At 62.7% G+C, this 19,187-nt stretch carries 21 protein-coding genes; 4 read left to right on the top strand and 17 right to left on the bottom strand.

Translation table 11 applies throughout. The features are described 5' to 3' along the window. Nucleotides 1-53: 53 nt before the first annotated feature. The 9 genes from ACFOJ9_RS09550 to coxB all read right to left on the bottom strand — a co-directional run bounded on the left by ACFOJ9_RS09550 (nt 54) and on the right by coxB (nt 7,085). Nucleotides 54-809: an SURF1 family protein gene (locus ACFOJ9_RS09550; RefSeq protein WP_378978643.1), complete on the bottom strand. Its 756-nt coding sequence runs from the start codon at nt 807-809 to the stop codon at nt 54-56. Then, nucleotides 806-1,192, bottom strand: coding sequence for a DUF983 domain-containing protein (locus tag ACFOJ9_RS09545; protein WP_378978642.1), 387 nt, complete (start codon nt 1,190-1,192; stop codon nt 806-808). Before ACFOJ9_RS09545 ends, ACFOJ9_RS09550 begins: the two co-directional genes overlap by 4 nt. Nucleotides 1,193-1,213: 21 nt before the next feature. After that, the gene (locus ACFOJ9_RS09540; RefSeq protein ID WP_378978641.1) at nt 1,214-1,705 is read right to left on the bottom strand and encodes a L,D-transpeptidase family protein; all 492 of its coding nucleotides are present in this window, start codon (nt 1,703-1,705) and stop codon (nt 1,214-1,216) included. Nucleotides 1,706-1,797: 92 nt separating this feature from the next. Continuing rightward, entirely contained in the window at nt 1,798-2,679 is an 882-nt protein-coding gene (locus tag ACFOJ9_RS09535; protein WP_378978640.1) for a cytochrome c oxidase subunit 3, read from the bottom strand. 1 nt (nt 2,680) lies between these two features. After that, complete coding sequence (locus ACFOJ9_RS09530; RefSeq protein WP_378978639.1) at nt 2,681-3,313, bottom strand: cytochrome c oxidase assembly protein; 633 nt, start codon at nt 3,311-3,313, stop codon at nt 2,681-2,683. Next, nucleotides 3,313-3,471: a hypothetical protein gene (locus tag ACFOJ9_RS09525; protein ID WP_109662257.1), complete on the bottom strand. Its 159-nt coding sequence runs from the start codon at nt 3,469-3,471 to the stop codon at nt 3,313-3,315. Before ACFOJ9_RS09525 ends, ACFOJ9_RS09530 begins: the two co-directional genes overlap by 1 nt. A 2-nt stretch (nt 3,472-3,473) precedes the next feature. Next, the gene (locus ACFOJ9_RS09520; protein WP_378978638.1) at nt 3,474-4,418 is read right to left on the bottom strand and encodes a heme o synthase; all 945 of its coding nucleotides are present in this window, start codon (nt 4,416-4,418) and stop codon (nt 3,474-3,476) included. Between the two features lie 76 nt (nt 4,419-4,494). Then, nucleotides 4,495-6,147, bottom strand: coding sequence for a cytochrome c oxidase subunit I (gene ctaD, locus ACFOJ9_RS09515; protein WP_378978637.1), 1,653 nt, complete (start codon nt 6,145-6,147; stop codon nt 4,495-4,497). A gap of 38 nt (nt 6,148-6,185) precedes the next feature. Next, nucleotides 6,186-7,085, bottom strand: a complete 900-nt coding sequence (gene coxB, locus ACFOJ9_RS09510; RefSeq protein ID WP_378978636.1) for a cytochrome c oxidase subunit II — start codon at nt 7,083-7,085, stop codon at nt 6,186-6,188. 376 nt (nt 7,086-7,461) lie between these two features. Here coxB and ACFOJ9_RS09505 point away from each other — a divergent pair, with 376 nt between their 5' ends. Next, nucleotides 7,462-8,016 carry an invasion associated locus B family protein gene (locus tag ACFOJ9_RS09505; RefSeq protein ID WP_378978635.1) on the top strand — a complete coding sequence of 185 codons (555 nt, stop codon included), beginning with the start codon at nt 7,462-7,464 and terminating at the stop codon, nt 8,014-8,016. A gap of 144 nt (nt 8,017-8,160) precedes the next feature. After that, nucleotides 8,161-9,573, top strand: coding sequence for a metalloprotease TldD (gene tldD / locus ACFOJ9_RS09500; RefSeq protein WP_127264916.1), 1,413 nt, complete (start codon nt 8,161-8,163; stop codon nt 9,571-9,573). A 47-nt stretch (nt 9,574-9,620) separates the two neighbouring features. Here the strand turns inward: tldD and ACFOJ9_RS09495 are convergent, their stop codons facing one another. Then, nucleotides 9,621-10,862, bottom strand: coding sequence for a class I SAM-dependent RNA methyltransferase (locus ACFOJ9_RS09495; protein WP_378978634.1), 1,242 nt, complete (start codon nt 10,860-10,862; stop codon nt 9,621-9,623). Beyond that, entirely contained in the window at nt 10,859-11,623 is a 765-nt protein-coding gene (locus ACFOJ9_RS09490) for a TlyA family RNA methyltransferase (protein ID WP_378978633.1), read from the bottom strand. Before ACFOJ9_RS09490 ends, ACFOJ9_RS09495 begins: the two co-directional genes overlap by 4 nt. 336 nt (nt 11,624-11,959) lie before the next feature. Here ACFOJ9_RS09490 and ACFOJ9_RS09485 point away from each other — a divergent pair, with 336 nt between their 5' ends. Further along, a complete protein-coding gene (locus tag ACFOJ9_RS09485) occupies nt 11,960-12,955 on the top strand; it encodes a sterol desaturase family protein (protein ID WP_378987683.1) in 996 nt (331 codons plus the stop codon). Further along, nucleotides 12,952-14,100 (top strand): GNAT family N-acetyltransferase, encoded by a 1,149-nt coding sequence (locus ACFOJ9_RS09480; protein WP_378978632.1) that lies wholly within the window; start codon nt 12,952-12,954, stop codon nt 14,098-14,100. Before ACFOJ9_RS09485 ends, ACFOJ9_RS09480 begins: the two co-directional genes overlap by 4 nt. Nucleotides 14,101-14,201: 101 nt before the next feature. On the opposite strand, the gene ACFOJ9_RS09475 is transcribed toward ACFOJ9_RS09480, so the two are convergent. From ACFOJ9_RS09475 to ACFOJ9_RS09450, 6 genes are all read right to left on the bottom strand, one after another. Then, nucleotides 14,202-14,489: a hypothetical protein gene (locus ACFOJ9_RS09475; protein WP_378978631.1), complete on the bottom strand. Its 288-nt coding sequence runs from the start codon at nt 14,487-14,489 to the stop codon at nt 14,202-14,204. A gap of 148 nt (nt 14,490-14,637) precedes the next feature. Further along, nucleotides 14,638-16,551 (bottom strand): 1-deoxy-D-xylulose-5-phosphate synthase, encoded by a 1,914-nt coding sequence (gene dxs, locus ACFOJ9_RS09470; protein ID WP_378978630.1) that lies wholly within the window; start codon nt 16,549-16,551, stop codon nt 14,638-14,640. 88 nt (nt 16,552-16,639) lie between these two features. Continuing rightward, entirely contained in the window at nt 16,640-17,560 is a 921-nt protein-coding gene (locus tag ACFOJ9_RS09465; protein ID WP_378978629.1) for a pirin family protein, read from the bottom strand. A 39-nt stretch (nt 17,561-17,599) separates the two neighbouring features. Further along, nucleotides 17,600-17,866 carry a DUF2277 domain-containing protein gene (locus ACFOJ9_RS09460; RefSeq protein ID WP_378978628.1) on the bottom strand — a complete coding sequence of 89 codons (267 nt, stop codon included), beginning with the start codon at nt 17,864-17,866 and terminating at the stop codon, nt 17,600-17,602. A gap of 98 nt (nt 17,867-17,964) precedes the next feature. Further along, a complete protein-coding gene (locus ACFOJ9_RS09455) occupies nt 17,965-18,216 on the bottom strand; it encodes an exodeoxyribonuclease VII small subunit (protein WP_378978627.1) in 252 nt (83 codons plus the stop codon). A 3-nt stretch (nt 18,217-18,219) separates the two neighbouring features. Then, nucleotides 18,220-19,146 carry a histone deacetylase family protein gene (locus tag ACFOJ9_RS09450; RefSeq protein ID WP_378978626.1) on the bottom strand — a complete coding sequence of 309 codons (927 nt, stop codon included), beginning with the start codon at nt 19,144-19,146 and terminating at the stop codon, nt 18,220-18,222. Nucleotides 19,147-19,187 lie beyond the last annotated feature (41 nt).

Below are 19,187 nucleotides of genomic sequence, written 5' to 3'. Positions count from 1 at the left end.
GCCTACCCCCGTCCTGTCAAGGGCGATGGCCCTGTCAAGGGTGTCGGTCGCGTTCACTCCTCTTTCGCGGGGCGGCGAAGCCGCAAGATGAGCACGGCGGCGAGCGCTGCAGCAAGGCCATACCAGGTCATCGCATATTGCAGATGGCTGTTCGGCAGGTCGATGATGGTGACGCCGCCTACCGGCAATCCGCCTGGATTGAGCGTCTTGTCGGCGTCGATGAAGATCGGCACCAGCGCAGCACCAGCCGGCAGCCCGGCGCTCGCCGCCATCACGTCGCGGTCCTTCCAGTAGAAGATGTTCTTCGCCACGTCGTTGTCGGGAAGCATCATCGACGGCTTTGCCGGCAGCGGATTGCGGGCAAGTCCGGTGACCGTCACCTTGCCTGTCACCTGTCCCTTGGCGCGCTTGGCGGCATCCTTCAGATCGTAAGGCACGAAGCCGCGATTGATCAGGACGAAGCGGCCATCGTCGAGCGCCAGCGGCGTGTAGACGTTGAAGCCCGCGTCGCCTTCCCAGGTCGCGTAGAAATGCCGCTCGCCTTGATGCAGGAAAGTGCCGGTGACGGTGACCGGCGTGTAGTCGACGTCCCCGGTGGCGGCGAATTCTTTCTCGACCTCGGCCAGCGGCCGTGGCGCTGAATGGGTGCGCCGGTCGATGGTCTCAAGAAGACCTTCCTTCCAGTACAGGCGCTGGACCTGCCAGCTGCCGAGCGCCAGCAGGATCAGGAACAGCACCAGGCCAAGGCTGAAAAGCAATGCCGTCCGTGGCCGCGAACGGCCATCGGCCTTGACGGATGCCTCGCTCATTCGCCGCGATCCAGCCGGCCCTCAGCCGCCTTGTTGCGGTATTGCAAGGTGAGCAGCACGCCCTTGATCAGCCGCAGCGCCGTCAGGCACAACACGACAGCCAGCGGGATCCAGATCAGCAGATGCAGCCAGAGCGGTGGGCTCAGCGTAACTTCAACCCAGAGCGCCAGACCGACAATGATGAAACCGATGATCAGGATGACGAAGACCGCCGGTCCGTCGCCGGCATCGGCGTAGGAATAATCGAGGCCGCAATTGACGCAGCGCTTGCCGACGGTGAGGAAACCGGCAAACAGCCGCCCCTCGCCGCAGCGCGGACAACGGCCGTGCAGGCCGGCCGAAATCGGTTCGATCGGCGGCCAGATCGCCTTATCTTCACTCATGGAAGCGTCGTCGCTCATTGCTTACCGCTCGATCTCGATCGGTGTCCCATCGGCCACCAGTGCCCAGATTTCGTCCATGTCGGTGTCCGTAACCGCAATGCAGCCGTCGGTCCAGTCGACCAATTGTAGCAGCCAGCCCCACCAGCCATAACCATTTGGCTGGCCATGGATCATAATCATGCCGCCTGCGTCGACATTGCGCGCCTTCGCGGCCGCCAGGTCGTCGGCATCGGGGTACGAAATATGGATCGATCTGTGCGCGATGCTGTTCGGGTTGCGCCAGTCGAGGACATAGTTGCCCTCGGGCGTGCGTTGATCGCCCTCCTGGTGCTTGTGTCCGACAGGATCGCCGCCCAGCGCGATGCCATAGCTTCGCAAGACCTTGCCGTCGCCGATCAGTTCCAGCCGCCGTTCCGACTTGTCGACACGCACAAGATCGACCCTTGCCGCGGCAAGGGCCGGGAATGCCGCGATCATGAATACGCAAATCGCCCAGGGAATTGTCAGCCGCATGGGCTATCGATCGGCAATCATTGCGCCGAAAAGAAGAAGGCGGCCACGTCGCCGCGGCCGCCCCTCCCCAAATCGATACCCTCAGTCCGGGATCAGTGGCCTTCGATCACCGCGCCGACCGATCCCCAGACGTAGATCGATGCGAACAGGAACAGCCAGACCACGTCGACGAAGTGCCAATACCAGGCGGCCGCCTCGAAGCCGAAATGCTGCTTGGGGGTGAAATCACCCTTCATAGCCCGGAGCAGGCAGACAGCCAGGAAGATGGTGCCGATGATGACATGGAAGCCGTGGAAGCCGGTCGCCATGAAGAAGGTGGCGCCGTAGATGGAATCCTTGAAGCCGAACGGAGCGTGCATGTACTCATAGGCCTGCACCATGGTGAACAGCATGCCGAGGCCGACGGTCAGCACCAGGCCGTTGATCAGCCCCTTGCGATCGCCATGGATGAGCGAATGGTGCGCCCAGGTGACCGTGGTGCCCGACAGGAGCAGGATGACGGTGTTGTAGAGCGGCAAATGGAAGGGATCGAGAACTTCCATGCCCTTCGGCGGCCAGACACCGCCGGTGAACGCGGTGCGGGCATATTGCTGCACTTCGCTCGGAAACAGGCTGGCGTCGAAATAGGCCCAGAACCAGGCAACGAAGAACATTACCTCCGAGGCGATGAACATGATCATGCCGTAGCGCAGATGGAGCGACACAACACGCGTGTGATGGCCCTCATGCGCTTCCTTGATCGTGTCCGACCACCAGGCGAACATGGTGTAGAGGACGATCACCAGGCCGATGAAGAACAGCCACGGATTGGCGATGTTGAAGCCGAAGATCGGGAAGCTGCCGCCCTTCAGGTACTCCATAAAGCAGACGCCGCCAAAGGCGGTGACGAGCGCGCCTACCGATCCCAGGAAAGGCCACGGGCTCGGGTCGACGAGATGATAGTCATGCTGTGGTTTTGCGTGCGCGTCTGCCATATCAACCCCCGAGATTTGCTTCGGTATTCGAAATTGTCTTGCTGTTGCCCTTGGCCGGCTCCGAGGAGGCGACCGGCTTGGTCTTCTCGACCGGGAACATCGTATAGGACAGGGTGATCGTCTTCACGTCCTTCAGTTCCGGCACGTTGACGATATCGGGGTCCACATAGAAGAGGACCGGCATGTCCAACGTCTCGCCAGGCTTCAGCGTCGTGTCGGTGAAGCAGAAGCACTCGACCTTGTTGAAGTAGGGCCCTGCCAGTTCCGGCTGCACATTGAAGGTGGCGCGGCCGGTCACGGGGCGATCGAACTTGTTGGTGGCCTTGTAGTGGGCCTGCACCGTCTCGCCGATCTTCATGGTCATCGAGCGTTGGACCGGCTGGAAGTCCCACGGCACGCCGGCGATGTTGGCATCGAAGCGAACGGTGACCTCACGGTCGAGCACGCGGCCGGCATACTGCTTCTCGGCACGCTGCGTCGTGCCGCCATAGCCTGTCGCCTGGCAGAACATCTTGTAAAGCGGCACCGCGGCATAGGCCATGCCGATCATGCCGGTGAAAAAGGCAAGGCAGACAGCCGCAACGATGACGTTGCTGTTCTTGCCCGTCGTTTTCTTGGACGTCTCGACGCTCATCACATCGTGCCCAAATTGTGGCCGAACTTCACGATCGTCGCGATGTAGAAAATGACGACCAGCAGCGCCAGCGCCACGCCAATGGCGATGGAACGGCTACGCTGGGCCTTCTTCTGACGCTCGGTCAACGTGATAGTCTCGAGCTTTTCCTCGATCATAGTCATGCTCCACCCATGGCAAGCGCGCGTTCGACAACGCTATCGGCCAGATAGGCAGCGAAGATGGCGAAGAGATAAAGCAGCGAATAGGCAAACAAGGCCTTTGCCGGTTTCATGACGCGGTCGTCATCGGCCATGCCAAGCACTTTCCATGCGTACCAGACAAAACCAACTCCGAGCAGTACGGCGGCCACGCCATAGACCGGCGTGGTGTAGCCAAGCAGCCATGGCAGCACGCCGACCGGCGCCAGCACCAGCGCGTAGGCGAAGATCTGACGGCGAGTCGAAGCGTGTCCAGCGACGTTCGGCATCATCGGGATGCCGGCCTTGGCGTAGTCCTCGGACTTGAACAGCGCCAGCGCCCAGAAATGCGGCGGCGTCCACAGGAAGATGATCAGGAACAGGATCAGGCTTTCAAGGCTGACCGATCCGGTCACCGCGGCCCAGCCGATCACGGGAGGAATGGCGCCGGCAGCACCACCGATGACGATGTTCTGCGGCGTCCAGCGCTTCAGCCACATCGTGTAGACGACGGCATAGAAGAAGATGGTGAAGGCCAGCAGCGTCGCCGACAGCCAGTTGACCAGCACGCCGAGCGTCATCACCGACAGCACCGACAGCACCAGCCCGAAGGTCAGCGCCTCATGCGGCTGGATGCGACCGGCCGGGACCGGACGGCTGGCGGTCCTGGTCATCACGGCATCGATGTCGGCGTCGTACCACATGTTGAGCGCGCCGGAGGCGCCAGCACCAATCGCGATCGCCAGGATGGCGATCACCGCCAGCAGCGGGTTGATCGTCACCGGTGCGGCGACGAGACCGACAAAGGCAGTGAACACCACCAGCGACATGACGCGCGGCTTCAAGAGGGCGAAGAAATCGCCCGCCGTCGCTTCCGACATGCGAAAGCCCGCTTCGTCAATCAATGGGTCGTCGACAAGGGCCATGCGTACTTAAGTCCATCATTCCGTTGGCCAAAACCGCCGGCGAACCGGCGGTTTCGTATTCGAGCGGGCAGCCGCCTTACTTGATCTTCGGCAGCTGTTCCCACTGGTGGAACGGCGGCGGCGAAGGCAGCTGCCATTCTAGCGTCGTTGCGCCCTCGCCCCACGGGTTGGCACCGGCAATCCGCTTCTTCTGGAAGGCTTCGAACACGCAGTAGAGGAAGATCAGGACGCCGACGGCCGAGATATAGGAGCCGATGGACGACACATAGTTCCAGCCGGCAAACGCATCCGGATAGTCGATGGTGCGGCGCGGCATGCCGGCGAGGCCGAGGAAGTGCTGCGGGAAGAAGATCAGGTTGACGCCGACGAAGGTAACCCAGAAGTGGGTGTTGGCGATGACGGGCGAATACATGTAGCCGGTCATCTTCGGGAACCAGTAGTACCAACCGGCGAAGATGGCGAACACGGCGCCCAGCGACAGCACGTAGTGGAAGTGCGCGATGACGAAATAGGTGTCATGCAGCGAGCGGTCGAGGCCAGCATTGGCCAGCTGGACGCCGGTGACGCCACCGATGGTGAACAGGAAGATGAAGCCCAGCGCCCACAGCATCGGCGTCTTGAACGAGATCGACCCGCCCCACATCGTCGCGATCCAGGAGAAGATCTTCACGCCGGTCGGCACCGCGATGACCATGGTGGCGAAGACGAAATAGCGCTGCGTGTCGAGCGACAGGCCGGTCGTGTACATGTGGTGCGCCCAGACGATGAAGCCGACGGCGCCGATCGCCACCATGGCGTAGGCCATGCCAAGATAACCGAACACCGGCTTCTTCGAAAAGGTCGAGATGACGTGGCTGATGATGCCGAAGCCCGGCAGGATCAGGATGTACACTTCCGGGTGACCGAAGAACCAGAAAAGGTGCTGGAACAGGATCGGATCGCCGCCACCGTCAGGCGCAAAGAAGGTGGTGCCGAAATTGCGGTCGGTGAGCAGCATGGTGATGCCGCCGGCCAGAACCGGCAACGACAACAGCAGCAGGAAGGCGGTGACCAGCACCGACCAGGCAAACAGCGGCATCTTGTGCAGCGTCATGCCAGGCGCGCGCATGTTGAAGATGGTGGTGATGAAGTTGATGGCGCCAAGGATCGACGACGCACCGGCAATGTGGATCGACAGGATCGCCAGATCCATCGCCGGTCCGGGCTGGCCCGAGGTCGACAGCGGCGGATAAAGCGTCCAGCCGCCACCGACGCCAAAGGCGCCCGGCGCGCTGGGCATGAACATCGAGGTGAGCAGCAGGATGAAGGCCGGCGGCAGCAGCCAGAAGGAGATGTTGTTCATGCGCGGGAACGCCATGTCTGGCGCGCCGATCATGATCGGCACCATCCAGTTGGCAAAACCGCCGATCAGCGCCGGCATGACCATGAAGAAGATCATGATCAGGGCGTGCGCGGTGGCGAAGGCATTGTACATGCTCTTGCCGCCATCGATCGCGGCGTCACCGTTCATGCCGTAGACCATCTGCGCCAGACCGCTGAATATCTGGATGCCGGGCTCCTGCAGCTCCATGCGGATGGCGACCGACAAGGCACCGCCGATGATGCCGGCCATGATCGCGAAGATCAGGTAGAGCGTGCCGATGTCCTTGTGGTTGGTCGAATAAACCCAGCGCACCCAGCCGTGATACGGCTTGTGGTCGTGCCCGTCGTGAGCTGCAGCGTCTGCCATATTCCGCTCCGTTCCCTAAATCTTGCTAGCCCGCGGCATCAGTTGCCGGCGGCCGCTACCTTGTTCTGGCCATCGACCTCGGCCATCAGCGTCTTGTTGGCGCCGGGCAGATCGGTCTTGGCCGCCGCCAGCCAGGTCTTGAACTGCGCGTCGGAGACGACGCGGATGGCGATCGGCATGAAGGCATGGTCCTTGCCGCAGAGCTGCGAGCACTGGCCGTAGTAGAGGCCTTCCTTCTCCGCCTTGAACCAGGTCTCGTTGGTGCGGCCCGGAATGGCGTCGATCTTGATGCCGAACGACGGCATGGCAAAGGAATGGATCACGTCGGTTGCGGTGACGAGCACGCGGGTCATGGTGTTGACCGGCACCACCAGTTCGTTGTCGACGGCGAGCAGGCGCGGATATTCCTTGCGGTCCTCCTTCCCGGCGGCGGTGCGGTCGGTGTCCTGGAGGATCGCGGAATTGAAGGAGAGCGTGTTCTCGGTCTGGTACTCGTAATCCCAGTTCCACTGGTTGCCGGTCGCTTTGACGGTCAGCTTTGCTTCTTCCGGCGGCGTGTATTGCGCGGTCAGCAGTTGGAACGAGGGAATGGCGAGGCAAAGCAGGATGACGACCGGGCCGACAGTCCAGATCACCTCGATCAGCGTGTTGTGGCTGGTCTTGGACGGAACCGGGTTCGCACTCGCGCGGAATCTCACCATGCAATAGGCGAGAAGAAGCATTACCAGGATGGTGATCGGGACGATGAACCACATCGTGTAGTTTCCGAACCACTCGATCTGCCGCATCATGTCGGTCGCCGGCGCCTGGAAGGTTGTCTCCCAGTCCTTGGGCTGGTCGGCATGGGCGGATGTGCCGGCGAAAAACGTGATAGCGGCACAAGCACTTAGAAACTTGGCACTTGCTGGAACCTTGGCGTTTGCCAGGAAATTTCTCATCGCCCTCATCGTCTCCCAGTTCCTCGCGGCTGTGCCCACGAGAATAACGAACAATGCCGGGACGGGAATCCCGACAGTCTCAGGGTGGTTCAAACCATACTCTTTTTCCCTCCGCAAGAAAGGAGCGGGCGAAACCGTGCGGCATTTTTGCGCGCAAGACCGGATGTGCCTTTGAAGGCAGCGGCGGCGACCCCGAATCGCCTATGCTGGGCCAACGGTGACATTCCTGCGGGCCGCGCGGGCCGAACGTCGCAATTCGGGCGAAATTGGCAGGGAAAAGCGCCGTATTGGCTTTTTCGGGGCAGACCGGTAGCGGTCTTGTCCTTTACTTGGCTTTGGCGCGGCTTAAAGTGCCGTGATTCGCAATGGAGCCGTCATGATCCCTTGGCTTTCGAGAACCTTGGCGAAGGTCATCTTTCTCGCCGCCCTGTCTGGTATCGGCTTGTCCGCGATCGGCCTGTCTACAATCGGTTTGTCCGGCACGGCCAACGCCGCGCAACCGAGTGGCACGGTGCGCTCGACGCATGGCGCGTGGTCGATCATCTGCGACACGCCGGCCGGCGCCACCTCGGAACAATGCGTGATGATGCAGAACGTCGTTGCCGAGGACCGTCCGGAGATGGGGCTGTCAGTCGTCGTGCTACGCACTGCCGACAACAAGGCTGAGATCCTGCGCGTGCTGGCGCCGCTTGGCGTGCTTTTGCCCAACGGGCTTGGCCTCAATGTCGACGGCAAGGACATCGGCCGCGCCTATTTCGTGCGCTGCTTCCAGGACGGCTGCTATGCCGAAGTCATTCTCGAAAAGCCGCTGCTCGACACGTTGAAGACCGGCACGTCGGCCACCTTCATCGTCTTCCAGACTCCGGAAGAAGGCATCGGCATCCCGGTCGATCTCAAAGGCTTCGCCGACGGGTTCGCCGCCCTCCCCTGACAGTCGCCCTCCCCCGACAGAAGTGACGTCGACGACCTGTCGGCGGAGCGCATTTGTCTTCGGAATGCGACGGGACGATTGTCTCGACGCGCCTTCGCGCCTACATCGTGGCAAAGACCCATTCCTCCTGTGAACGGACGCGCCATGAACAGCCTGATCGGCCAATTCGACATTTCAGACGATCGCATCAAGCAGATCGTCGCCGAGACCATCAACGGCGCCGACGACGGCGAGCTGTTTCTCGAATACAGCGAGAGCGAAGCGCTGATGTTCGACAATGGCCGGCTGAAGACCGCCAACTTCAACACCGACCAGGGGTTTGGCCTGCGTGCCGTTGCCGGCGAAGCCAGCGGCTATGCCCATTCCAGCGATCTTTCCGAGGCCTCGCTGCTGCGCGCGGCCGACGCCGTTTCAACCGTCAAGGGCGGTTATTCCGGCACGCTTGCCGCGGCGCCTGCCCGCACCAACCGCCATCTCTATGGCGACGAGAACCCGATCCCCTCGCCTTCCTTCGAGGCCAAGGCAAAGCTGCTGCAGGAAATCGACGCCTGGCTGCGCGCCGAGGATCCGCGCGTGCGGCAGGTTTCGGCATCGCTTGCCGCCTCCTGGCAGCATGTCGAGATCGTGCGCGCCGACGGCCAGGTGGTGCGCGACATCCGCCCGCTGGTCCGCATCAACGTCTCCGTCGTGGTCGGCAATGGCGACCGCCAGGAGAGCGGCTCCTACGGCATGGGTGGCCGCAAGGCGTTTGGCGAATTCCTGGTCGAGGACAGCTGGAAGCACGCCGCCAAGGAGGCGCTCCGGCAAGCCCTGGTCAATCTCGAGGCCATACCGGCGCCGGCCGGCACCTTCGACATAGTGCTGTCGAGCGGCTGGCCAGGCGTCATGCTGCACGAGGCCGTCGGCCATGGGCTGGAAGGCGATTTCAACCGCAAGAAGACCTCGGCCTTCGCCGGCCTGCTGGGCCAACAGGTCGCCGCCAAGGGGGTCACCGTCGTTGACGACGGCACCATGCCCGAGCGGCGCGGCTCGCTCACCGTCGATGACGAAGGCACGCCTTCGGCCCGCAATGTGCTGATCGAGGACGGCAAGCTGGTCGGATACATGCAGGACCGACAGAACGCCCGGCTGATGGGCATGAAGGCGACCGGCAACGGCAGGCGCGAAGGCTACGCCCACCAGCCGATGCCGCGCATGACCAACACCTACATGACATCTGGCGATATGGAGCCGGACGAAATCATCGCCTCGGTCAAGAACGGCATCTATGCCGTCTCCTTCGGCGGAGGCCAGGTCGACATCACCTCTGGCAAATTCGTCTTCGGCTGCACCGAGGCCTACATGATCGAGAACGGCAAGGTGACGCAGCCGATCAAGGGCGCGATGCTGATCGGCAACGGGCCGGATGCCATGCACCGCGTTTCGATGATCGGCAACGACATGAAGCTCGACACCGGCATCGGCATGTGCGGCAAGGCCGGACAGGGCGTGCCGGTCGGCGTCGGCCAGCCGCATTTGCGCATGAACCAGATGACGGTGGGCGGTACGAGGGTTTAACCAAGGTGAACCGAAGGCTCGCCTCGGTTACACCGCTTGCTACTGCCTTAGCGCCTCTTCTTCGGCTTCTCCAGCAGCGCCACCGCCTCGACATGCGGCGACCACAGGAACTGGTCGATCGGCGTCACGCTTTTTAGGGTGTAGCCGCCGTCGATGAGGATGCGCAGGTCGCGCGCGAGCGTCACTGGATTGCAGGACACCGCGGCAACATACGGAACATCCGAGCGGGCAATCTGCTTCGACTGGTCCTCGGCGCCGGCGCGCGGCGGGTCGAACACCACACCGTCGAAGGCATTCAGCTCCTTGAACGTTAGCGGCCGGCGGAACAGGTCGCGGCGTTCGCCCGTCACCCGCTTCAGGCCGGTGGCGAAGCGTGATCCCCGGTCCAGCGCCGAAAGCGCTGCCGCGTCACCCTCCACCGCATGGACTTCCGACCTTGCCGCAAGCCGCAAGGCAAAACTGCCGCAACCGGCGAAAAGATCAGCCACCTTCTTGGCACGCTTCAGATGTCCGCCGACGATGTCGGCCATCGCCTGTTCGGCGGCCTCGGTTGCCTGCAGGAAGGCGCCCGGCGGAATGGCAACGGCAACGCCGCCGAACGTGACCACCGGCTTTCTGGGTTCGATGATGATCTCATCGTCGATCGAAAGCCGGGCAAATCCCTGGGCCATGACGAAATTAGAGGCGACCCGACGCTGGTTGTCGCCCAGTTTGCCTGACTCATAGACCGCGATATCAAGACCCGAACCGGTCACGGTGACCGCCAGCCGGAACGATTTGGTGGTGGCGCAAACCAGTTCAGCGAGTGCCTTGAGGCGATCGAGCGCGGCAACGATCTCCGGCAGCGAGATCGGGCATTCCTCGATGGAGATGATCTCCGGCGACAGATGTCGATGGAAGCCCAGCAGCATGCCTGTATCGGCGCGCCGGGCGGCAAGCACGACACGGCGGCGCGTGTGCGGCGCGCAGGCGACCAGTTCGCCGATCTCGCAATCGATGCCTTTACCCTTCAGGGTGTGCGCCACCTTTTCGCGTTTCCACTGGCGATAGGCTTCGGCTTCGAAATGCTGGAGCGCGCAACCGCCGCATTCGGTGAAATGGCGGCAGGCGGGATCGATGCGCAGCGGCGAGGCTTCCAGCACCGCCATCAACATCGCGCGATCCCGTTCGCGCGCGGCGGTGACCGTTTCGCCGGGCAGTGTGAAGGGAATGAACAGATCGCCTGTCTCGGTCTCGGCGATGCCGTCGCCCTGGGCGCCAAGTTTCCTGATGCTGAAGCGCGCGCTCATCGGTCCTTGATCCCACCGAGCAGGAATTCGCGATTGCCGTCGCCGCCCTCGATCGGCGACAAATGCAGCCCGAGCGAGCGCCAGCCGGGAACGGCATCCAGCCAATCCTGCAGCAGACCGGCGACACGGGAGGCGTCGTAGGGATCTTTCAAGAGACCACCCTTGCCGATAGCTTCGCGACCAGCCTCGAATTGCGGTTTGACCAGAAACATGGCCTTGGCGCCAGGCTTCGCAAGGCCAAGCGCCGGCGGCATCGCCAGTTTCAGCGAAATGAAGCTGACGTCGGACACAATGAAATCCGGAATACGACCGCCAAGATCGGCGGCTGTGAGATCGCGGGCGTTCAGGCCCTCGATCACCGTCACACGCGGATCTCCTCCGACATCAGGGTGCACTTGATCATGCCCGACATCGATCGCGGTGACATGAGCCGCGCCACGCTCCAGCAGAACCTGGGTAAAGCCGCCGGTCGAGGCGCCGACGTCGAGCGCCTCGCAGCCAGCTGGATCGAGGCCGAAATGGTCGAGCCCACCGATCAGCTTGAGTGCTGCGCGCGACACATAGCCTTGCGCCGGATCATCGATGGTAACAAGGCATTGCGGCAAAACACTCTGGCCGGGCTTGCGGGCGAGGACACCGTCAACCGTCACCGTGCCGCGTTCGACCGCGTCGCGGGCACGCGAGCGACTGGCAAACAGCCCGCGCTGGACGAGCAGGTCGTCGAGCCGCTGGCGTGTGCTGGCTGGCAGAGGCGAATTCATCGGCCTTCATGGCGAAAGCCGACGACGATGGCAAGGGCGCCAGCCGGGCATTGAGGAGAGGCATTCGTCTCCCACTCCAACCATCATCCCAGCAATATTGGGCTTTGAGACGATGGCGGTTAGTTCTGTCACGCCCCCATCCTTTGAAAATCCGTGCGTTACGCTCGTTGAAACGGGTGGTTGCCGAAGCACGAGGCGTCGCCGTTTGCGGATCACTTTCCCGAATTCCAGAAAGACTCATGAATTGTTAACCAATTTTCGTCGCATTTGCTTGAGGACTAACTGTTATGACTGCGACAGCCCGCAAAACGGGATGAAGAGGCGGCAATCTTGGAAATGGCCAGCGACATCGTCTACAAGGTTCTTGACCGGATTTCCGGCGCAGGTCTGCTGGCGACCGGACTTCTGTTGCTGACCGCTTTGGTCAGCGCCCTCGTCGCCTATTGGCGCACGGTCGAGAAAAAGAGCTGGAAAGAATTCTTCGAGTTCGCGGTCCCGCACGAGGTGATCAGTCATCCCTCGGCGAGGGCCGACCTTTTGTTCTGGGTGACGAGGAAAGCCCTCATGCCATTCCTCATGCTGCCTGCCGGCATCGTCTTCGTCAGCGCCGTCGGCTATGCGACGAACTGGCTGCTCTCGACGCTCCTGGCGATCCAGCCGCCCCTGATCGAGGGTCCGGCAGGGCCGGTGACCGTGACGATCTTCACCGTCACGATGCTGCTCGCCTACGACATTTCGTATTATCTCTATCACGTCGCCCAGCACCGCTATCCGGTGCTCTGGGAACTGCACAAGGTCCACCATTCGGCCGAGGTGATGGTCGGCATCACCAAGGATCGCGTCCACCCGCTCGACGAACTGATGAACCGGGCCTGGGACGGCGTCATTCCCGGCATCTGCTTCGGTATCTGGTCGCTGGTGTCGCTGAACCTCGTCGAGCTGACGGTCTTCGGCGTCAACGTCTACATCATACGCAACATCCTGATGATGGATTTCGTCAGGCACACGCATTTCAAGATCTCGTTTGGGCCGCTGAACAACCTGATCTTGTGCCCGCACTGGCATCAGTTGCACCACAGCACGGACCCGCGCCATTACGACAAGAACTTCGGGCTGCTCTTCCCGTTCTGGGATCGGCTGTTCGGAACCCTATGCGTTCCGAGACCCGACGAGGACTTCAAATTCGGGTTGATCGAACGCAATGTGCGCGACTATCAGTCGCTCGCGGGGCTCTACATCCTGCCGCTGAAGCGGATGTGGTGGCAGATCGCCAGACACTTCCGAACCGACAAGCCCGAGCCACAGCAATCCTCGCAAAGGGCCAAGCCTTGAACGGGCCTGTCGTGTGCCGGCTGCCGCGAACGCACCGGATCGAAGTCGCAACTTCGGATGCGCGCCTGGCAGAAATCGCGCCCGCCTGGGCGGCGCTCTGGCAACGCGCCGGCGGCCTCGTCTTCCAGCATCCGGACTGGATCTCGGCCTGGTGGCGCACGACACCGTATCAGGATCGGCGCGGCCTCAGGATCGGGTTGGTCTGGAGCGACGAGCGGCTCGTGGCCGTCATTGCGCTCGCGACCTTCAGGCGCTCAGGCATCCGCGTCCTGGAATGGGCGGCGAAGGATCACTGCGATTATGGCGATGTCCTGCTTGCCCCCGATTGCGACCTGCAGATCCTGCGGCAGCTCTGGCAACGCATTCTCGACGATGGCGGCTTCGATCTTGTCTATTTGAATCGTCTTTTGCCCGATGCCCGATTCCCCGCACTGCTCGGCCCCGCCGCCCCAGGCGGCGGCACGATCTTGCAGCCAAACCACCGCAGCGAGGTCAGCTATCGTGTCGCTGGCGCCTGGCAAGGCGGCGCGCAATGGTTCGAAAGCCAATCGAAAAAAGCCCGGCAAAACTATCGCCGTGGCCGCAAATTCATGGAGGAAGGCGGCGCGCTACGCTTCCGCCTGATGGAAGCGCACGAAGCCCGCGAGCCAGTGCTCGAGCGCGTCGCGGCGCTGAAGCGGCTATGGCTGGCAAAGCACGGCCGCGTTTCGGACCTCTTCGACGAAGGTTCCGCCGCTCTGGCGGCGCTGGTCTCCGCGCTGGCCGGGCTAGGATTGCTGCGCATCTTCGTGCTCGAACGCGAAAACGAGATCATCGCCATCTCGATCAATTTCGAGCAGCATGGAACGATGATGGCTTTCGTCACGACCTATGATCCGGCCTTCGAGCGAGCCTCGCCGGGCATGGTCCTGATGATGGATTACATCCAGTGGTCGCTTGACCGGGGCTTGACCACGGTCGACTTTCTCTGCGGCGGCGAGGATTTCAAGCGCCGCTTTGCGACGCATTCGGTGATCTTGTCGTCGGTGATGGGTGGGCGAAGCCTGCGCGGACGCCTCGCCGTCTTGGCCGACCGAGCTCGCCACGCCACGAAATCCTGGCGCTCCGAGAAAACCTCGAAACAAGCGGAGCCGGCGGAGGAGTAACCTTTTCAGATCGCCGAATGGCGGCATGAACAAAGGCATCGGCCGGTAGACCGACTCCGATCATACCCTCTCAAGCAGCTCTAGGCCTACTGACCTGTAGTTTAGAAAATGGTTCGCGAAACCTGCCGTTCCACAGCGGGCGACAGACCGTCGTCCGGCTTGCCCGTGGCTTCGTCACGTGGGCGTTCGGTCACGACCGCCGGCGCTGCTACCGGCACAACCACAAGCTGCGGCACCTGCTTGTAGGAAAAGCCGCCGCGGATGCCGCCCATCTTGCCGGCGACGATGCCCATGGCCGCCTTTTCAAGGCTGCGGTCATAGCGCGTTTCGGCGGCGACCGGCGCGGCGATGAGGGCGCAAAGCGCTACGCCGCACAGAAGCGTTTTCATTGTTGTTGTCTCCCTGCCTGGTTCTGATCTAGCAGGGCGCCATTGAAAAACGGCCAAGAGACAGGGTAAGCGAAAAGCCAAACGGCAGCGTAAACAATGCGTTAAGATCGTTGGCCGGCAAACTGATTCAAGTCTTTGAGACTTTGATTCAGGCGCGCTGGGCGCGGACTGTGTGCCCGAGTGCCACGAACACGGTGCGCACGATGCCGGCGGCATCGAGCCCGGCATCGGCATACATCTTTTCCGGCTTGGCGTGGTCGGTGAACGCGTCGGGCAGCACCAGCGGGCGCACCTTCAGGCCACTTTCCAGCAGACCTTCGTGGGCGAGGAACTGCAGCACATGGCTGGCGAAGCCGCCGACGGCGCCCTCCTCCACCGTCACCAGAACCTCATGCGAGCGGGCCAGCCGCCGGATCAGATCCTCGTCGAGCGGCTTGGCGAAACGGGCATCGGCGACCGTGGTGGAAAGCCCGGCAGCGCCAAGCTCCTCGGCGGCGATCAGACAATCCTGCAGCCGCGTACCGAAGGACAGCAGCGCTACCTTGGTGCCCTCCTTGACGATGCGGCCCTTGCCGATTTCGAGAACCGAGCCGCGCTCCGGCATGTCGACGCCGACGCCGTTGCCACGCGGATAGCGGAAGGCGATCGGGCCCTCATCATAGCTCGCCGCGGTGCGCACCATGTGGCGCAGCTCCGCCTCGTCGGCCGCCGCCATGACGACGAAACCCGGCAGTGTCGCCAGGAAGGTGGTGTCGAAGGCGCCGCAATGGGTCGCACCATCGGCGCCGACGAAGCCGGCGCGGTCGATGGGAAACCGCACCGGCAATTTCTGAATGGCGACGTCGTGGACGACCTGGTCGTAGGCACGCTGCAGGAAGGTCGAATAGATCGCCGCGAATGGCTTGTAACCTTCGGTGGCAAGGCCGGCGGCAAAGGTCACCGCGTGCTGTTCGGCAATGCCGACATCGAAGATCCGCGACGGAAACGCTTCGCCGAACAAATCGAGGCCGGTGCCGCTCGGCATGGCGGCGGTGACGGCGACGATGCGGTCGTCCTCACGGCCCTCCTGAACCAGGCTTTCGGCGAACACCTTGGTATAGGCAGGTGCGTTGGCCGGCGCCTTGGCCTGCGCGCCGGTGATGACGTCGAACTTGTTGACGCCGTGATATTTGTCGACGGCGGCTTCCGCCGGCGCGTAGCCCTTGCCCTTCTGGGTGACGACATGGATCAGCACCGGGCCTTCGCCATTGTCGCGGACGTTCTTCAGAACCGGGATCAGATGTTCCAGATTGTGCCCGTCGATCGGGCCGATGTGATAGAAGCCGAGCTCTTCGAACAGCGTGCCGCCGGTGACATAGCCGCGTGCATGCTCGACCGCCCTTGTGATCGCACGATCCGCCCGCTTGCCGAGATAAGACGTCAGTTTCTTGCCGAAATCGCGCAGGCCGACATAGGCCTTGCCCGAGGCCAAACGCGCCAGATAGGCGCTCATCGCACCGGTCGGCGGGGCGATCGACATGTCATTGTCGTTGAGGATGACGATCAGCCGCGCATCGAGCGCGCCGGCATTGTTCATCGCCTCGTAGGCCATGCCGGCAGACATCGCGCCGTCGCCGATCACGGCGATGACATTGTTGCGGCCGCCGGAGAGGTCGCGAGCGGCGGCCATGCCGAGGCCGGCCGATATCGAAGTCGAAGAGTGAGCGGCGCCGAAGGGATCGTACTCGCTCTCAGCGCGGCGGGTGAAGCCCGACAGGCCGCCCTCCTGGCGCAGTGTGCGGATGCGGTCGCGGCGCCCGGTCAGGATCTTGTGAGGATAGGCCTGATGGCCGACATCCCAGATCAGCCGATCATCGGGAGTGTTGAAGACATAATGCAGCGCAACCGTCAGCTCGACCACGCCAAGGCCGGCGCCAAGGTGGCCGCCGGTGTGGGAGACGGCGTCGATCAGCTCGGCGCGAAGCTCGGATGCCAGTTGCGGCAGTTCGCTCTCGGCAAGCGTGCGCAGGTCGGCCGGGATGCGGACCTTGTCGAGAAGCGGCGTATGCGGCGTTGCGTTCACGGGTGCTCAGGCTTTCGGTTGATGGGCGAAATAAGCCGCCGGCCGGCGAAAGTAAATGCGTGTCAGTGACGCGGATCAGGCTGTGATGCTAGCTTTCCGGCAGCGGAATGAATTCTTCCTCATCTCCGGGAACGATATCGAAGCGGCCCGTCTTCCATTCCTGCTTGGCCTGTTCGATGCGTTCCTTCGACGATGAGACGAAATTCCACCAGATGTACCGTTTCGAGCCGAGCGAGGCGCCGCCAAACAGCATGAAATGTGCACCGGTCTGCGACGATACGACGATCTCGTCACCCGGTCGAAACACGAGCAGCCGTTCCGCCGGAAAGACGTCACCTGATATCGAGACCTCGCCTTCCAGCGTGTAGATAGCTCGTTCTTCCGCATCAGCCGGGATTTTCACGCTGGCGCCGGGCGCCAGACGCAGGTCGGCATAGAGCGTCTCGGAGTCGGCCCTGACCGGGGACCGCAATCCCTGGAAGTCACCAATGACGACGCGCCCGCTGACGCCCTCCGCGTCGATCTCGGGAAGCCGAAGCACTGCGGTGTTCTCAAACACCGGAGCCACTTCTTCCTTGCCATCCGGCAGCGCCAGCCACGTCTGCAGGCCGGAGATCGACATCGGCGCGCCGCGCAACTCTTCGGGCGTGCGCTCCGAATGGACGATGCCGCGGCCAGCGGTCATCAGGTTCACGTCGCCGGGCTGGATGACCATTTCAGTGCCGAGTGAATCGCGATGTCGGATCTTACCGTCGAACAGATAGGTGACCGTCGACAGGCCGATATGCGGATGGGGACGCACATCGAGCGTCTGGCCGGCGCGCAGAATCGCCGGGCCCATGCGGTCGAAGAAGATGAAAGGCCCGACCAGCCGCCTCTTGGCGGTCGGCAGAGCGCGGCGCACCTGGAAACCGCCAATATCCTTGGCGTTGGGGATGACCATCAATTCGACCTGGTCGCTGGCGAAGGCATCACCGGCCTGTGGGTCGTTTCCGGGAAAGAAGCTCACGAGATCTCCTTGTCAGCGGGCAATGCCCGCTTGGCCGCGTCAGGCAAAGCGGATCGCCGCCTTGGCCCGTAGCTTGGCCGCCACATCTTCGCGATTGCGCGGATGCTGATGGGTTTCCAAGGAATCGAGCAGTTCGCGCGCCGAGGCGGCGATGGCTTCGACGGCGTGGTCGAAGGCATGCTGGTTCTGCTTCGAGGGCCGCGTCGTTCCGCTCAGCTTGCGGACAAACTGAAGCGCTGCGTCGCGGACTTCGTCGCTGGTTGCGGGCGGGTCAAAATTGAACAGGGTCTTGATGTTTCTGCACATCGCTTGCGTATCTCCTCTTGTCCTGGAGCGCTTTCAATCGGGACGAACCTATTCTCGATCACGATCATGTCCAAAAGTCGGTGAGACTGCACCGCGCCTCAATCCGCGTCGAGCGGCTCCGTTCCGACAGGCTTGCCGTCGCGCGACAGCCTGATCTTCTCGACCTTGTCCTCGGCCGCCTTCAGCAGCCGGTCGCAATGCACCTTCAGCGCCTCGCCGCGCTCGTAGATCTTGATCGACTGGTCGAGCGGCACGTCGCCGCGCTCCAGATCATCGACGATCTTCTCCAGCGCGTCGAGTGCCTGTTCGAAGCTCATCGCCTTGACGTCTTCGTTGATCTCATCAGCCATCATTCATCCTTTCATCAGTCGCCCGACATGGGCGGCGACCGAAAATGCCAGTCCCTGCAGATCGTAGCCACCCTCGAGCAGGCTGACGAGCCGGTTGCCGCTGTGGCGCGCGGCGCGCTGCATCAGTTGGCCGGTCACCCAGTCGAAATCGTCCTCGGTCAGGTTGATCTCGGCCAGCGGATCGCGATGGTGTGCGTCGAACCCGGCCGAAACGATGATCAGGTCGGGAGCGAAATTGTCGAGCGCCGGCAAAACGCGCGACAGGAAGGCATCGCGAAAGACCTCGCTGCCGGTCTGCGGCGCCAACGGCGCGTTGACGATGTTGCCGGCGCCGGTTTCGCTCTTAGCCCCGGTGCCGGGATACAGCGGCATCTGGTGTGTCGAACAATAGAGCACCGACGGATCGTCCCAGAAAATATCCTGCGTGCCGTTGCCGTGATGCACGTCCCAGTCGACGACGGCGACGCGCTCGACACCGTGTTTCTTCTGCGCATAACGCGCCGCGACCGCCGCCGTGTTGAACAGGCAGAAGCCCATGGCCGTGGTCTTTTCAGCATGGTGGCCGGGCGGCCGGGCGGCGACGAAGGCATTGTCGGCGCGGCCCGAAAAGACGTCGTCGACGGCGGCGTTGGCAGCGCCGATCGCGGTGATCGCCGCCTGCCAGCTCTTCGGGCTGGCGGTGGTGTCGGCATCGATGCGGGCGATGCCTTCTTCGGGAATAGCGGCGCGGACACGGGCGACGAAATCGGCGGGATGAGCGTAGAGGATGGTGGCCTCGTCGCCTTCCGGCGCCTGGACACGATCAAGCCCGGCAAACGCCTCGTCATCGAGCACGCGCTCGATGGCGCGCAAGCGATCCGGCCGCTCCGGGTGGCCGGGCGGCGTGAGGTGTTCGAGGAAGATCGGATGCGTGTAGAGACGAGTGGTCATGTTTACCTATCTAGTGCCCCGACGGCGCGATGGCCATGCGT

Origin of the sequence: Mesorhizobium cantuariense (genome assembly GCF_042647205.1) — a bacterium.
Lineage (GTDB): Bacteria > Pseudomonadota > Alphaproteobacteria > Rhizobiales > Rhizobiaceae > Mesorhizobium > Mesorhizobium cantuariense.
This window is presented reverse-complemented; position numbering and strand designations above follow the sequence as displayed.

Bases quoted from the DNA above. Each gene is read 5' to 3' on its own strand.
- ACFOJ9_RS09545 (WP_378978642.1), bottom strand. From the start codon at position 1,192: ATGAGTGAAGATAAGGCGATCTGGCCGCCGATCGAACCGATTTCGGCC.
- ACFOJ9_RS09495 (WP_378978634.1), bottom strand. From the start codon at position 10,862: ATGAGCGCGCGCTTCAGCATCAGGAAACTTGGCGCCCAGGGCGACGGC.
- ctaD (WP_378978637.1), bottom strand. From the start codon at position 6,147: ATGGCAGACGCTGCAGCTCACGACGGGCACGACCACAAGCCGTATCAC.
- ACFOJ9_RS09540 (WP_378978641.1), bottom strand. From the start codon at position 1,705: ATGCGGCTGACAATTCCCTGGGCGATTTGCGTATTCATGATCGCGGCA.
- ACFOJ9_RS09505 (WP_378978635.1), top strand. From the start codon at position 7,462: ATGATCCCTTGGCTTTCGAGAACCTTGGCGAAGGTCATCTTTCTCGCC.
- ACFOJ9_RS09530 (WP_378978639.1), bottom strand. From the start codon at position 3,313: ATGAGCGTCGAGACGTCCAAGAAAACGACGGGCAAGAACAGCAACGTC.
- tldD (WP_127264916.1), top strand. From the start codon at position 8,161: ATGAACAGCCTGATCGGCCAATTCGACATTTCAGACGATCGCATCAAG.
- ACFOJ9_RS09520 (WP_378978638.1), bottom strand. From the start codon at position 4,418: ATGGCCCTTGTCGACGACCCATTGATTGACGAAGCGGGCTTTCGCATG.
- ACFOJ9_RS09475 (WP_378978631.1), bottom strand. From the start codon at position 14,489: ATGAAAACGCTTCTGTGCGGCGTAGCGCTTTGCGCCCTCATCGCCGCG.
- ACFOJ9_RS09490 (WP_378978633.1), bottom strand. From the start codon at position 11,623: ATGAATTCGCCTCTGCCAGCCAGCACACGCCAGCGGCTCGACGACCTG.
- ACFOJ9_RS09485 (WP_378987683.1), top strand. From the start codon at position 11,960: ATGGCCAGCGACATCGTCTACAAGGTTCTTGACCGGATTTCCGGCGCA.
- ACFOJ9_RS09535 (WP_378978640.1), bottom strand. From the start codon at position 2,679: ATGGCAGACGCGCACGCAAAACCACAGCATGACTATCATCTCGTCGAC.
- ACFOJ9_RS09525 (WP_109662257.1), bottom strand. From the start codon at position 3,471: ATGATCGAGGAAAAGCTCGAGACTATCACGTTGACCGAGCGTCAGAAG.
- ACFOJ9_RS09450 (WP_378978626.1), bottom strand. From the start codon at position 19,146: ATGACCACTCGTCTCTACACGCATCCGATCTTCCTCGAACACCTCACG.
- ACFOJ9_RS09460 (WP_378978628.1), bottom strand. From the start codon at position 17,866: ATGTGCAGAAACATCAAGACCCTGTTCAATTTTGACCCGCCCGCAACC.
- coxB (WP_378978636.1), bottom strand. From the start codon at position 7,085: ATGAGAAATTTCCTGGCAAACGCCAAGGTTCCAGCAAGTGCCAAGTTT.
- ACFOJ9_RS09550 (WP_378978643.1), bottom strand. From the start codon at position 809: ATGAGCGAGGCATCCGTCAAGGCCGATGGCCGTTCGCGGCCACGGACG.
- ACFOJ9_RS09455 (WP_378978627.1), bottom strand. From the start codon at position 18,216: ATGGCTGATGAGATCAACGAAGACGTCAAGGCGATGAGCTTCGAACAG.